The sequence below is a fragment of the Yoonia sp. SS1-5 genome (assembly GCF_038443705.2).
GTDB classification, from domain to species: domain Bacteria; phylum Pseudomonadota; class Alphaproteobacteria; order Rhodobacterales; family Rhodobacteraceae; genus Yoonia; species Yoonia rhodophyticola.
The window spans coordinates 1,580,290-1,593,844 of record NZ_CP151767.2 but is presented as its reverse complement, the minus strand read 5'-3'; the positions used below and the strand labels follow the sequence as shown (position 1 = coordinate 1,593,844).

The 13,555-nt window shown below is 58.4% G+C and carries 14 protein-coding genes; 5 read left to right on the top strand and 9 right to left on the bottom strand.

The window, feature by feature from the left end:
- Positions 1 to 222: 222 nt before the first annotated feature.
- From AABB31_RS09540 to AABB31_RS09525, 4 genes are all read right to left on the bottom strand, one after another.
- The gene (locus AABB31_RS09540) at positions 223 to 1,476 is read right to left on the bottom strand and encodes an aspartate kinase (protein WP_373635679.1); all 1,254 of its coding nucleotides are present in this window, start codon (positions 1,474 to 1,476) and stop codon (positions 223 to 225) included.
- Between the two features lie 108 nt (positions 1,477 to 1,584).
- Positions 1,585 to 2,235 (bottom strand): SDR family oxidoreductase, encoded by a 651-nt coding sequence (locus AABB31_RS09535; RefSeq protein WP_342078369.1) that lies wholly within the window; start codon positions 2,233 to 2,235, stop codon positions 1,585 to 1,587.
- Positions 2,235 to 2,639 carry a DUF1178 family protein gene (locus AABB31_RS09530; protein WP_342078370.1) on the bottom strand — a complete coding sequence of 135 codons (405 nt, stop codon included), beginning with the start codon at positions 2,637 to 2,639 and terminating at the stop codon, positions 2,235 to 2,237. The genes AABB31_RS09535 and AABB31_RS09530 overlap by 1 nt, the downstream gene beginning before the upstream one ends.
- Before the next feature lie 27 nt (positions 2,640 to 2,666).
- The gene (locus tag AABB31_RS09525; protein ID WP_342078371.1) at positions 2,667 to 3,176 is read right to left on the bottom strand and encodes an NUDIX hydrolase; all 510 of its coding nucleotides are present in this window, start codon (positions 3,174 to 3,176) and stop codon (positions 2,667 to 2,669) included.
- Between the two features lie 33 nt (positions 3,177 to 3,209).
- Here AABB31_RS09525 and AABB31_RS09520 point away from each other — a divergent pair, with 33 nt between their 5' ends.
- The 4 genes from AABB31_RS09520 to modC are packed head-to-tail and all read left to right on the top strand — an operon-like array spanning position 3,210 to position 6,897.
- Positions 3,210 to 4,367: an acetoin utilization protein AcuC gene (locus AABB31_RS09520; RefSeq protein WP_373635678.1), complete on the top strand. Its 1,158-nt coding sequence runs from the start codon at positions 3,210 to 3,212 to the stop codon at positions 4,365 to 4,367.
- Between the two features lie 38 nt (positions 4,368 to 4,405).
- Complete coding sequence (gene modA, locus AABB31_RS09515; protein WP_342078372.1) at positions 4,406 to 5,143, top strand: molybdate ABC transporter substrate-binding protein; 738 nt, start codon at positions 4,406 to 4,408, stop codon at positions 5,141 to 5,143.
- A complete protein-coding gene (modB, locus tag AABB31_RS09510; RefSeq protein ID WP_373635798.1) occupies positions 5,143 to 5,835 on the top strand; it encodes a molybdate ABC transporter permease subunit in 693 nt (230 codons plus the stop codon). The genes modA and modB overlap by 1 nt, the downstream gene beginning before the upstream one ends.
- A complete protein-coding gene (modC, locus tag AABB31_RS09505; RefSeq protein ID WP_373635676.1) occupies positions 5,836 to 6,897 on the top strand; it encodes a molybdenum ABC transporter ATP-binding protein in 1,062 nt (353 codons plus the stop codon).
- Here the strand turns inward: modC and AABB31_RS09500 are convergent.
- Genes AABB31_RS09500 through neuC form a run of 3 tightly spaced genes read right to left on the bottom strand, consistent with a single transcriptional unit; the run spans position 6,894 to position 10,540 of the window.
- Positions 6,894 to 8,189 carry a 3-deoxy-D-manno-octulosonic acid transferase gene (locus tag AABB31_RS09500; RefSeq protein WP_373635675.1) on the bottom strand — a complete coding sequence of 432 codons (1,296 nt, stop codon included), beginning with the start codon at positions 8,187 to 8,189 and terminating at the stop codon, positions 6,894 to 6,896. The two genes, modC and AABB31_RS09500, sit on opposite strands and share 4 nt — an antisense overlap.
- Positions 8,179 to 9,414 (bottom strand): 3-deoxy-D-manno-octulosonic acid transferase, encoded by a 1,236-nt coding sequence (locus tag AABB31_RS09495; protein ID WP_373635674.1) that lies wholly within the window; start codon positions 9,412 to 9,414, stop codon positions 8,179 to 8,181. Before AABB31_RS09495 ends, AABB31_RS09500 begins: the two co-directional genes overlap by 11 nt.
- Position 9,415: 1 nt before the next feature.
- A complete protein-coding gene (gene neuC, locus AABB31_RS09490; RefSeq protein ID WP_342078378.1) occupies positions 9,416 to 10,540 on the bottom strand; it encodes a UDP-N-acetylglucosamine 2-epimerase in 1,125 nt (374 codons plus the stop codon).
- Positions 10,541 to 10,632: 92 nt separating this feature from the next.
- Here neuC and AABB31_RS09485 point away from each other — a divergent pair, with 92 nt between their 5' ends.
- Positions 10,633 to 11,607: a glycosyltransferase family 8 protein gene (locus AABB31_RS09485; protein WP_342078379.1), complete on the top strand. Its 975-nt coding sequence runs from the start codon at positions 10,633 to 10,635 to the stop codon at positions 11,605 to 11,607.
- 86 nt (positions 11,608 to 11,693) lie between these two features.
- On the opposite strand, the gene AABB31_RS09480 is transcribed toward AABB31_RS09485, so the two are convergent.
- Both AABB31_RS09480 and AABB31_RS09475 read right to left on the bottom strand, forming a co-directional pair.
- Entirely contained in the window at positions 11,694 to 12,479 is a 786-nt protein-coding gene (locus AABB31_RS09480) for a glycosyltransferase family 25 protein (RefSeq protein ID WP_342078380.1), read from the bottom strand.
- The gene (locus tag AABB31_RS09475; RefSeq protein WP_342078381.1) at positions 12,472 to 13,503 is read right to left on the bottom strand and encodes an N-acetylneuraminate synthase family protein; all 1,032 of its coding nucleotides are present in this window, start codon (positions 13,501 to 13,503) and stop codon (positions 12,472 to 12,474) included. Before AABB31_RS09475 ends, AABB31_RS09480 begins: the two co-directional genes overlap by 8 nt.
- Positions 13,504 to 13,555 lie beyond the last annotated feature (52 nt).

Sequence of the window (13,555 nt, the reverse complement as noted above, 5' to 3'; positions counted from 1 at the left end):
ACTCCCCATGCCCGTCAGGTTCCATCTATATGGGATCGCTGAACAATGTGGGAGAGGCAAACGCGACACATACCTGAGTTTATCGTTAACACGTCGTGCTTTGATGATGGTCTACCTGAAAACCGGTCAGTGAACCGCAAAGGCGTTAGTATGCAGGCGTACTGAACTGCGTAGGTCGCGCTACGCCATTGACGGACATGCCCTTTTTGGGTGGCACAAAGGTTAACGCCTGCCGGACTCGGCTGCCTGCTCCAGTTTGAAGACGTCATGCAGGGCCTGCACCGCCAGTTCCATATATTTGCGGTCAATCAGCACCGAAATCTTGATTTCGGATGTTGTGATGACCTTGATGTTGATGCCTTCGTCATGCAGCGCCTTGAACATCTGCGCCGCAACACCCGCATGGCTGCGCATGCCGATACCGACGACCGAAACCTTGGCGACCCCATCATCGGTCACCAGATCGTGGAAATTGATGCTGCCATTGCTCTTGGCATCCTCGACCGCCTTGCGCGCGCGCAGGACCTGATCAACGGGGCAGGAAAACGTCATGTCTGTCCGCCCCTCTTCAGAAATGTTCTGAACGATCATGTCCACATTCACGCCCGCCTCGGACAGTGGCCCGAAAATAGCAGCCGCGATGCCCGGTCGGTCAGCCACGGAAATCAGCGTCATTTTGGCCTCGTCCCGGGAATAGGCCACACCGGCAACAACATTGGATTCCATGATTTCCTCCTCGTCACAGACCAGCGTGCCTGCACTGTCTGATGGTTCTTCGAATGATGACAGGACCCGCAGCCGGACCTTATAGCGCATGGCCAATTCGACTGATCGGGTCTGCAGGACCTTGGCGCCAAGCGAGGCAAGTTCCAGCATTTCCTCAAACGCGATCTTGTCCAGCTTGCGTGCCTTGGATGTGATGCGCGGATCGGTGGTGTAGACACCATCGACATCGGTGTAGATGTCGCAGCGTTCCGCATCAAATGCGGCGGCGAAGGCAACTGCGGTTGTATCTGACCCACCGCGCCCCAGCGTCGTAATCCGGCCTTCGGGGCTGATGCCCTGAAAGCCCGCGACCACCGCAACCCGCATGCCTTCGCCAAATTTTTCGTTGATATTGTCGGTCGGAATTTCCTCGATCCGCGCGCTGGAATGTGAGGAATTGGTTTTCAACGGCACCTGCCACCCCTGCCAACTGCGGGCGGGAATATCCATTTCCTGCAAGCGCAGCGCCATCAGGCCGGCGGTCACATTCTCGCCCGACGAGACGATGGCGTCATATTCACGGGCATCATAAAGCGGCGAGGTTTCATCAACCCAGCCAACCAGCTCGTTGGTCTTGCCCGACATGGCCGACACGATCACGATCACATCATAGCCATTGGCGACCTCTACGGCCACGCGTTTGGCCGCACGTGCAATGCGGTCAAGGTTGGCAACGGATGTTCCGCCAAATTTCATCACAAGCGTCGGCATAGCACTTCCTCTACGGACGAGATTTTGTCCGCGTCCCCTTTAAGCGCAGCGGTGGTGAAGCGCAAACCGTTTCAACGCGTGGTCAAAATGTGGCGTGGGGTCATGGCCCTAATAGGGGTGCGCGCGCCCATCCCAGGTTTCGAAACACCCGGTGCTGTCCAGCGACAACGCATCGCATCGCGCCACAAGCCCAGCGGCTGCTTCTGCGACCGTGATTTCAGCGGTCTGCCCGCCCATATCCGTCTGAACCCAGCCGGGATGGTAGATGCCTACGGCAATACCGCGCGGTTTCAGATCTGCCGCCAGATTGCGCCCCAGATTTAACACCGCAGCCTTGCTGGCCCTGTAAATATAGCTGCCACCTGGCGCCCGCGTATGCGAGGCCATTTGAGACGAGATGATCGCAATACGCGGTGTCTGGCCGCGCGCCAGATGCGGCAGAAGGTGTTGGACGGTCAAAAACACACCGGTCACATTTGTGGCAAATGCGTCGGCCCACATATCGGCGGGGTAGCCATCGTCAAGCGGCTGACCCTTGTCAGGATAGATACCTGCATTGCAGATCAGCAAATCAAGGGGCGCATCGCCCAGGGTGGTGGCAAGTGCCTGATGGGATGCAGGAATGGTGACATCCAATGGCAGGTGTTTGTCGTCAGACGGTGTGCGGGCGGTGCCGATAACATGCGTGCCGCGCGCGGCGTAATTTTCCGCCAATGCCTTGCCAATCCCGCGATTTGCACCGGTAATCAGAACGGTCATCAGTTCGTCTTCTTGGTCGGGATGAACGGCAGGGGCATCACGGGGATGCCATCATCCACAAGTTTTTTCGCCTCTGCCAGATTGGCCTGCCCGTAGATCGGTCGTTCGGGCTTGGTCCCATCATGCATTGCCCGCGCCTCTGCCGGGAAGGCGTCACCCACATAGTCAGAGGTTTCTTCGACCTTTTTGCGCAGATCCTGCAGGTCTGGCTGTTGTGGCCTTGGGGCGGTCACCTCGGTGGATGTGCTGACCGCCGGGGCCATGATGGACTTGCTGACATTGGTCGAACCGCAGGAAGTACAGGCCAGCATGTTGGCGGCCACCAGCTTGTCAAAGGCTGCGCCTGACTGAAACCAGCTTTCAAACGCATGGTCTTGGTCACATTTCAAAGTAAAGCGGATCATGACAACCAGTTTTCTACGAGGAACCTGTTAAATAGGTGTTTTCTTTGCCGAAGCAAGCTTGCTTTTGGGTGGTGATTTACTTGGGGTGAAGGATGCGACAATCAGTTTCAGCTCTGGCTCGGTCAGTTTCTTGGCCGCCTTCTTGGGGCTGAACCATTTGCGTTTACGCTGCTGTCTTTCGGGCCATTTGCTATGCACTTTCTTGACCTCAAGCGGATAGACCATCGCGATGGTCGGCGTCATCTGGTCGCGCAGGGGTTTGACATAGCTGAAAAGGCCCAGACATTGCTCACCCGCGATGCCGGTGACACCGGCCTCTTCCCAGGCTTCGGTTGCGGCGGCGTCTGCGGGGGTTTGCTTGTGCATGGGCCAGCCCTTGGGAATGATCCAGCGTTTGCGGGTCCTGCTGGTGACAAGGCAGATCTGCAACTTGCCGTTTTTGTAGCGCCAGCAGAGGGCCGCAAATTGCGCCCTGATATCGGTTTTGCGCCCGGTCTTGAAACGTAGCGGCAGCTGCCGGCCGGAAGAATTTGTCATGGCTCTGACCGCGAAAAGAGTTAAATGCCTGTTATGGCATTCATACGTCATGGCCCGGCTGCCGTCACACCCCCCAAACCCCGATTTATCGGGTCTGAGATATATCGGCACTCCAGCTATGGGGCCTGGCATCCGCTGCGTATCCCCCGCGTCTCGACGGTGATGGACCTGTCACGCGCATTGGGCTGGCTGCCAAGGGCGCAATTTATCACGTCGCCCCGCGCCAAACCGGCGGCACTGACCGGGTTTCACACGCCGCGCTACATCGCCGCCTTGCAGGCGGCAGAGCAAACCCAAGAGGTCAGCGACCGGGTCAAGCAGCGCCATGCGCTTGGGTCACCGTCCAATCCGATCTTCCCCGAGATGTATCGCCGTCCCGCAACTTCGGCTGGTGCGTCAATGCTGGCCGGCGAACTGCTGGCCAAGCCGGGGGTGATTTATACCCCCGCTGGCGGCACTCATCATGGCATGCCCGATCGGGCAAACGGGTTCTGCTACCTCAACGATCCTGTTCTGGCGATTCAGTCGCTGCGGCGAAACGGTGCAGCCAAGATCGCCTATGTGGATATTGACGCACATCATCCCGACGGGGTCGAACATGCTTTCGCGCATGATCCGGACATATTGCTGATCTCGGTGCATGAGGAAAACCGCTGGCCCCGTACAGGGGCGCTGACCGATCAGGGGGCGGGACAGGTCTATAACCTGCCAGTTCCCGCCGGTTTGCATGATACCGAGATGGCCTTGATCAGGGATCAGTTGATCTTGCCGGCAGTGGCTGCATTTCGCCCCGATGCTATCGTTTTGCAATGCGGTGCTGACGCGGTGCTCGAGGACCCTCAATCGCGGCTGGCCCTGTCCAACAATGCCCATTGGGCAATCGTTGCCGCGCTGCGTGAATTGGCGCCCCGATATCTGGTGCTGGGCGGTGGCGGATATAACCCCTGGTCTGTCGGGCGTTTATGGACCGGCGTCTGGGCCACCCTGACCGGGGCCGAGATACCGGACCAATTGCCGACAGCTGCCGCCGATATCTTGCGCGCCCTGCAGTGGGCGCGGCCGACAAAAACCTACCAACCGCAGCCGCACTGGCTGACCACTTTGCGCGACCCACCGCGCGAGGGGGCGATCAGTGGCGAAATACGCAATCGGGTCGCCCAGTTGATCGCGCGCAATCGTGCTTGGGTCTGACCCTTGCGAACCCGGTCGAACCGCCCGATAGTCGGCCCATGTTGACCCGCCTTTTCATGTTGCTTGTCATGCTCTTGTGTCCCATCGCCGCAACTGCGGAGATCGTGGTATTTGCGGCGGCCAGCCTGAAAGAACCGATAGATGCGCTGGCGGCAGAATTCGGGGATGTGTCCGTGTCCTATGCCGGAAGCGGCAAGATTGCCCGGCAGGTCGGGCAGGGGGCGCCAGCCGATCTGGTGCTGCTGGCCAATGCGGATTGGATGGACGTTTTGGTCGAAACCAACGCTTTGGAACCTGACAGCGTGGCTGATATCGCAAGCAACGCATTGGTGCTGATCGGCCCCCGGGATGCGGGCGACGTTTTGCTGCACGGCTATGGGATGGCATCTGCACTTGGCGATGGGCGGCTGGCCGTCGGGCTGACCGATGCTGTGCCTGCGGGTATCTACGCCAAGGCCGCACTGACCTCGCTGAATATGTGGGAGCCGCTATCCCATCGGCTTGCCGAAGTGGACAGCGTGCGCGCGGCCTTGAACCTTGTTGCCCGAGGCGAGACACCGCTGGGTGTTGTTTACCAGACGGATGCGGGTGTGACGGATGCGGTCCGCATTGTCGCGCGCTTTCCAACAGATAGCTATCCGCCGATCCGATATGTGGGTGCGGTGACCGCGGGGGCGGACCCGCAGGCATCCGCCTTTCTGGACTTTCTGACCGGGGCAGCAGGGCAGGCCACCTTGCAAGAGGCAGGGTTTTTACCGCCCATTCGACGCCCATGATGGACCAGTTAGGTCCGGAAGAATGGGCCGCCATTCGGCTATCGCTTTGGGTTGCGGGGGTGGCGATGCTTGCAGCCCTGCCAATTGCGATTGGGGTGGCCTATCTTTTGGCGCGCAAGCGTTTTCCGGGCCGCCACCTGTTGAATGGTCTGGTACATTTGCCGCTGGTCCTGCCGCCTGTTGTCACCGGATACCTTCTGCTGATCGTTTTCGGGCGGCAGGGTGCGGTTGGTGCATTTCTATATGATGCGTTTGGCATCACGCTTGCTTTTCGTTGGACCGGGGCCGCACTGGCCGCTGCAATTATGGCGTTCCCGCTGATGGTGCGGGCGATCAGACTGGCGATCGAGGCGATCTCGCCCGGGTTGGAAGACGCTGCCGCAACGCTGGGGGCCTCGCGGATGCGCATTTTTGTGACAGTCACTTTGCCGCTGATCCTGCCGGGCATTCTGGCCGGGGGCATATTGGGTTTTGCCAAAGCGCTGGGTGAATTTGGTGCGACCATCACCTTTGTCGCGGCCATCCCCGGACAGACCCAGACGATCCCGACCGCGATCTATGGGCTTTTGCAGGTGCCCGGCGCTGAACCGGCTGTTCTGGGGCTTGTGGTGGTTTCCATCATCTTAGCGATGGGCGCTTTGCTGGTATCAGAATGGCTGGCCCGGCGGGTGACCAAACGGATGGGCCAGTAGATGTTGGACCTGCGCATCACCAAACAGCTGGGGGATTTCCATCTGGACGTGACCTTTGATGCGCCTGCGGGCGTCACGGCGATTTTCGGACGGTCGGGATCAGGTAAGACATCGGTGGTCAATGCGATTGCCGGGCTGAGCTTGCCCGATGCGGGGCGGATTGCCATCGGTGAACAGGTGCTGTTTGACACCAAAAACCGGATCAACCTGCGCCCGCAAAAGCGCAGGACAGGCTACGTGTTTCAGGATGCCCGCTTGTTCCCCCACATGAGTGTGCGTCAGAACCTTGCCTATGGCGGGCGTCATGATTGGGACCGGATCATTGCGACCCTGGGCCTTGAAAGCCTGCTGGATCGACGGCCCGCGGGTCTGTCGGGCGGGGAAAAACAGCGGGTGGCACTGGGGCGGGCCTTGGCGTCTGACCCACAAATACTGTTGATGGATGAACCGCTGGCCGCACTTGACGCCCCCCGCAAGGCCGAGATCCTGCCCTATCTCGAACGGTTGCGGGACGAGGTCCAGATCCCGATCATCTATGTCAGCCACGATGTATCCGAGGTCGCCAGACTGGCCACAACACTGGTCATTCTGGACGCCGGGCGGGTCGTCGCAAACGGGCCGCTGGGCGAGGTCCTTTCGCAGCCCGGCACTGTGCCGCTTCTTGGTGTGCGCGAGGCCGGCGCGGTGATCCAGACCAAGATCGCCGGGCGCCTCCAGGATGACGGGCTGACGGAACTGGCGTTTTCTGGGGGGCGGCTCATGTTGCCCGGGCAATTCGGCAAGCTAGGGGACAGGGTCAGGCTGCGCATTGCGGCACAAGACGTCATTTTGGCGACGACGCGCCCTGCGGGCATCAGCGCGCTGAATGTGCTGCCTGTGACGATCACCGCGATGGAACAGGGCCGGGGGCCGGGGGTTGCCGTGCGGCTGCTGGCTGGTGAGGATCCGTTGCTGGCGCGCGTTACCCGGCGCAGCGCACAACGCATGGGCCTGTCCGTGGGGCAACAGGTTTTCGCGATCATCAAGGCGACCGCCGTCCGCCCGGAAGATGTCGGGCACTAGGTCAGCGCATCAATCGCCGCCAAGGTCCGGCGGACACTGCCCGCATGGTCGGCATAAAAGGCCGCGATTTGCGCATCGGTGACCATCGGCGGGTCAGCGACAATGGATTTAAGGGCGCCGGGGCTTTCCACCATGTGGCAGACACCTGCGGCAATCGCCTCGGTCGCGGGATAAGCGATTGTCCAGATATGTGGCCCGACAATGACCGGCTTTCGCAGGGCCAATGGTTCGATGATGTTATGGGCGCCTTTTTCGACAAAGCCGCCACCCACAATCGCCCGATCACACAAAGACAGGTAGAAATACATCTCGCCCATGCTGTCACCCAGCAACACGTCGACTTCGGGGGCCTCACCCGTCAGGGCAAGGTCAGGACCAAGCAGCGTGGATCGGCGCGCAAATCGCAGACCTTTGGCCGCCAGCATGTCGGCAACTTCGTCAAAACGTTCCGGCGCGCGCGGAACATAGACAAACAGGGCATCTGGTGTGGCGGCGATCATATCTAGGTAGAGCGCGTCTTCGCCCTCTACCACGCTGGTCAATGTGAAAATCGGGCGATCAGCGGCCAATCGCGGGCGCAATGCGGCACCCGCATCCAGTTGCGCTTGCGGGATAGGTTGTTCAAACCGCAACTCGCCCGTGACGTTGATATTGCGCATGCCCGCATGTGCAAAACGAGACTTTTGCTGTTCTGATTTGACAAATCCGCCAGAAAAACCAGCCATAAGTGCGGCACGAAGGCCAAACCCCCTCTGGTCCTTTTCAAAACTCCTCTGCGGATATTGTGCGTTGCACATGAACAGATTTGTGCCGTGGCGCCGGCAGGCCATGATCATGCGTGGCCAAACCTCGATCTCCATCACCAGACCATATTTCGGGGTGAAGTGGCGCAGGAAGCGGCGATATGCAAAGCCGAATTCAAACGGAACCCAGACGACCTGCACCTGACCATCGCGTATTTCGGCGGCAAATTCACGCTCTGCCTCGCGTCGGCCGGCGGGTGTGAAATGGGTTGTCACAATACGTTCGCCCCTGCCAAGCAATGCCCGGATCAGCGGCGTCGCGGATCGCATCTCGCCCAGTGATACCGCATGTATCCAGACGACATCGCCCCGGCTGGGCGCGCAGACGCCGAAACGCTCGCGCAGATGCATCCGGTAGGCCGGGTCCTTGCGTCCGCGACGGCGCAGATAGAGCAGTATGACCGGCAGCATCAGCCACCACAGCACCGCATAGGCCCATAGGCCCAAGCGCAGCTTGAATGGCGGAAAGTCTGCGGCTTTATCCATCATCACAGATATCCAGAAGCTGTCGGGCAAGGGTTTGTGTTTGCGCACGTGCGTTTTCCGCGACCGTGCGCGCATTCCGGGCGACCGCCTGCAACCCGGTATTTTGTAGCGCGGCCACAATATCGGTGGCGTCGGCCACCGAAAGGGCGCCATCTGCAGCATCCAGCATGGCAAAATCAGTGGCGAAATTGTCCGTATGCGGGCCGTGCAGGATTGCATTGTCCAGATTGACAGCCTCCCACGGGTTATGCCCCTCGATGTCCGAGAAGGTCCCACCGATCAACACAGCCTTTGACAGACGATAGATCAGGCCAAGTTCGCCGTAGGTATCGCAAAGCCATGTCTTATCGGCTGGCCCGGGCATTTGCCCCTTTGACCGGCGCGGGTAGGCGCCTTGCGCCCGATCCGGAAAACGCGGCGCGATGATCAGCAACGCGTCGGGCTGGTGTGCGCATAACCGTTCATGGGCCTCGACCGCAACCGTCTGATCAGCCGGATGGGCGGGTGCAACAGCCCAAACGAAGCGGTCGCCAATGCCCTGCCTGACGGCGGTCAGTTCCGCCGCCTCACAGTGCAATGCGGGCGCGCTGGGTTTCAGGGAACCGGTGACTGCGACCTCGCCCGTGCCACCCAGCATTTGCAGGTGATCGGCCGTGCGTTGATCTTGCGCCGTGATCAGCGCCATTGCCTGATAAAGGTTCGCATAAAGGCCACGTGCCTTTTGGTGCTTGCGAAACGAGGCTGCATTCATGCGGGCGGCAATAACGGCCTGTGGAATGCGCCGCTTTGCAAGGTCGCTGACAAAACCCGGCCACAGGTCCTGTTCCGCCCAGACACATAGGTTGGGTTGGAAATGATCCAGAAAACGACCCCTGTAAGGTGGGGCGTCGATGGGCAGAAAGTGATGTGTCGTACGGGGTGGCAAATTTCTGGCAAAGACAGCAGCCGAGGCCTTAGTACTGGAGGTCACAAGAAAATGTGCCTTTGGATCATCGGCAGCCATAAAGTCAATCAAACCGCGCAGGGACATGACCTCGCCCAATCCAACCGCATGGATCCAGATCAGCCTGCCCCGGGGGCGCGGCGGCAAATCCAGCCCGCGCTTGGCTCTGACGCTGCCTGCTGTTTCTTTCCCCCGCGCCAGGCGTTTGCGCAAGATCAGTGGGGCCAGCAGGGCCAACCCGTATGATGCAAGCAGGTATAGCCGTAGCGGCCATCCGCGGGTCATGTCACCCGTGGGCATCATCGAAGGTTTTCTGCAGCGGCGCCGACCAGAAAGTCGGATCATTCAGCACGTTGAGAAAGCGGTCAGCGGCGCTGCCCCCGCCAAAGGCATCATGGCGCGGATAGGATTTCCCCCATTGCGTCTTTAGAAATGTCGCGATGGCTGTCTCGTCGGTTGCATCGGCAAAGAACACAGAGGGGGATTTCGCGCGGTTGGTTTGGCGTGTGCCAATATCGAGTGACGGCAGGCCGACAAAGGGTGCCTCTCTGACCCCGGCGGATGAGTTGCCGATCATGACGGCCGCGTTTTTCATCAGCTCCGAGAAATGGGCAAAGCGCATGGAAGGCAAAACGCGGAACCTGTCGGCCGGCAGGGTGTCGATCTGGGCGAAAATATCGGCAGAGCCGGGGTCGTTATTGGGCGCAATCAGAACAAAGCTCCGCGTGGATGCCTTCAAGGCATCAAACAGGGATTGGGCCTGCACGCCCATCGTCGCGGCCTCCGAGGTGACCGGGTGGAACACGCAGATGCCAAATGTGTCAAAGGGGATGGCGTAACGGGCCTTGACTGCATCAATGGTGACGCCGGATGGGCCCGCGTGGAAATCCAGCTCTGGCGAGCCGATGGCATGAATATGTTCGGCCGGTTCCCCCAACGCGCGCACCCGGCGGGCGGCGTCCTCGGACGAGACGAAATGCGTGCTCGCCAGCTTGCTGTTGCAGTGTCGGTAGATCTCGTCAATCGTTCCCGATACTTCGCCACCTTCGATATGCGCACAGCGGATGTAATTCGTGGCGCAGACAAGGGCGCAGGCCAGCGCCTCAACCCGGTCGCCATGGATAACAACCAGATCCGGGTGATGTTCCGTGACGAAATCGGAAAAACCGATCACTGTTTTCGCCAGCACCATATCCTGCGGGTCACCGGGGCGCTGGTTGAGGAATTCATGTACCTTGACGCCTTGTGTGCGGTGGACCTCAAGCTTGGTCAGCCCATAGCGGTCAAGCATATGCATACCTGTGACGAAAAAAGATACATCAAAGCCGCTATCGCGTGCGGCGATAGCCAAGGGCTCAAGCTTTCCAAAATCAGCCCGGGTGCCGGTGACGAACAGAACTGATTTTACCATCGGGCGTTATGCATCACGTTTTGGCCTTTTACACCTGTGTTCCGAACGGGTAAGTGACGTTTGCCGTCAGGCATAACGGTTAAGGTAAGCCTATGGAAATTACATTGCAAACCGCGAGCAGGCAAGCAGAGTATCGGCATGCCATCATCTTGTGCTGTGATGCCAGATACTTACCTTTCGCGGCTTTGACAATCAGTACCATTGTGGCCACAAACCCTGACCGTGAATTCGACATTTGTATTGCGTCGGAACAAGCGTTGGACACACCGCCTGCGCTGACAAATCATGGCGTTCGCATGTGCCAGATTGATGTCGGTGACGCGTTCGCCGGCTTCCCGACATCGGAACGGTTTTCAATGGCGGCCTATTTGCGGATTGTCCTGCCAGAGGCGTTTGTAGCGGACTACGATCGTATTTTGTATGTTGATTGCGATGTTTTTGCGGTTGGTGGCGCACTGGGCGAGCTTTTCAAGCTCGACCTTCACGGCAAACCCGTTGGCGCGGTCGCTGACAATGTGAAATGGAAACGCCCAAAAAAGGCGACCTCGGATCAAGAGAAATTGGGTCTGAATGGTCCCTATTTCAATTCCGGGGTATTACTGATGGATTGCAAGACTTATATCGGCGAACAAATCCGGCAGGCCTGCATAGACGTCACAACGCGGTATGATCACGAAAAGATTTATTTCGATCAGACTGTTTTGAATTTAGCGCTGGAAGGTAAATGGGCCAGCCTGCATCCAGGTTGGAATTGGCAATGGCCGGTCGTGCGCCCGCTATTTGAGTTTTTTGTTGATGTACAGCTTGTCCATTTTATTACCACGACTAAACCATGGTCGGATATCAAGGGTGACCTTCCAATACGCTACCGTGCTTTGGCACGTCGCTTCTTTGCCAAATACTATCCCGAGCTTGCATTAAATATTGCACCCGCTGCAACTGCACTGCGCAAAGGAAAAATAATTGCCGGGCTGTTCAAACACATGACCCGCGTGCCAGCGTTTGTTTATCGTTTCAATCTTCACGGCGGTGACATCCGCAAGGTGATCGCCGATCCGACAGATTAGGGTGAGGCCTCCGCGATTTTATGGCACTATGCTGCATGATGGCCCAAAGTCAGTAAACTGGGCTACAAAACTAAGGGGGCCTAACGCTAGGCGCCGCTTGTTTTTGAAGGCCACATCCCGTTGCGCCAGAGCCAAAATAACCGGCGCAGATAGTTCCCCGCCTTCAGCCGATAATGCGGTAGCCGCTTGTACCATTTGAATTTATTGACCAAGGCGAACTGCGTGCCGGTAATCGAACTGACATTGCCGTCGTCGACATGGCTTGAAAACGGTTCCATCCCAAGTTGCCGATAGTTATGTTTGAAAAATCTATTGAGCTCGTGGTCGAACGCGCGGGTCTGTGGCCACAAGTTCGGAAGTAAACGTTCTGCCACATCGCGTTTCAACAAATAGGTCGCGTTGCCGGTAAAGGGCCCGATATACGCATTGAGCTGGTAGGCGCCGATAGATCGTTGCCGGACCGGTAGCTTGGCCCGAATGCAATTGAACCGCAATGTGTCCCAGTGATCTTCGGCTTCAAGTGCCAAACCGAGGCTTGTCAGAAAATCGTCGTGAAAAACGACGTCATCCTCCAGTATCAGTGCAAATTTGTATGTGGAGGCGAGGAAAGCCTCCCATACGGCTATGTGGCTGGCATAGCAGCCCATCTTTCCAGGAAGAATCGGACTTCCCATATTGCGTGCATATGCTTGTGCGTCAGCGCGTTTGCTCAAAGTTTCGGCCTGCTCTTTGCCATTGATTGCCGCAAACCGTTGATAGCGAAGCCCCAATGCATCCAGCTGGGCTTGCATCTTTTCGCGCCGTTCCTGATCCTTGTCGAGGTTGATCAGCCAAATACCGAGATCAGCGCGGATCGGATCCGGATCATTCATCCAGATCGCTCCATTTCAGCTGGGTGTTCCGGGTCACGTCGCGGGTCAATGTCATTCCGACCACCGTGTCAAAGTCATATCCGGCAATCTCGCCTGACCCCGGACGGCGTGCCCAGATATCAGCCTCGGTGATCACATGCCCCGCAGACAGATCGCGGTCCGCAACAACCGAGGCCCGCGCAAAGCGATACACGTCCTCTTCGGCGTCGGTGCGTTGTTTGGGGTTCATCAATGCGGTGTGGATCTCCCGCGACCGGTCAATCAGCAGGCGCAGCTCGGCAGGGTCCATCGAGTTGATGATATCCGGACCCTTGCGATAGCGGGTGTCCGTGTAGTGCCGCTCGAGGATACAGGAGCCAAGGGCCACAGAGGCAAGCGCCATCTCAGGCCCGATGGAATGGTCTGAAAAGCCCACAACGGCCCCCGGAAACGCGTTCCTGAGGTCGGTGACGCCCTGCAGCGATACGATTTCAGGTGGCGATGGGTAGAGATTGGTGCATTCCAGCAAGGCATATTCCACCCCGGCGTCATCCAGAATTTTGACGGAATCGCGGATCGTCTCGATGCTTTGCATGCCCGTAGACATGATCACGGGCTTTCCTTTGCGGGCAATGTGGCGGATCAGCGGCAGGTTATCGGCCTCGCCCGACCCGATCTTGTAGGCAGGTACGTCAAGCGTTTCGAGAAAATCGGCAGCGGCGCGCGAAAACGGGGTGGAAATCCAGATGATCCCCAACTCTTCGCTATAGCGTTTCAACTCGGCCTCGTCCTCTTGCGACAGGGCGCATTCGGCCATCACATCCCAGATCGACTTGTCCGCATTGGGCGGGAAAATCTGTTTGGCCTCGTCTGTCATCTCATCTTCGATGATATGGGTCTGATGCTTGATCATTTCACATCCGGCGCCAGCAGCCAGCCGCACCATCTGTTTGGCGACATCCAGGTCACCACCGTGGTTGATGCCGATTTCGGCGATCACCAAGGGGGGATGGGATGGTCCGATTTTGCGACCTGAAATTTCCATCAAATTCTCTCCTGCGCACTTTTTGATGACATGATCAAACGCCTCTGCAAAT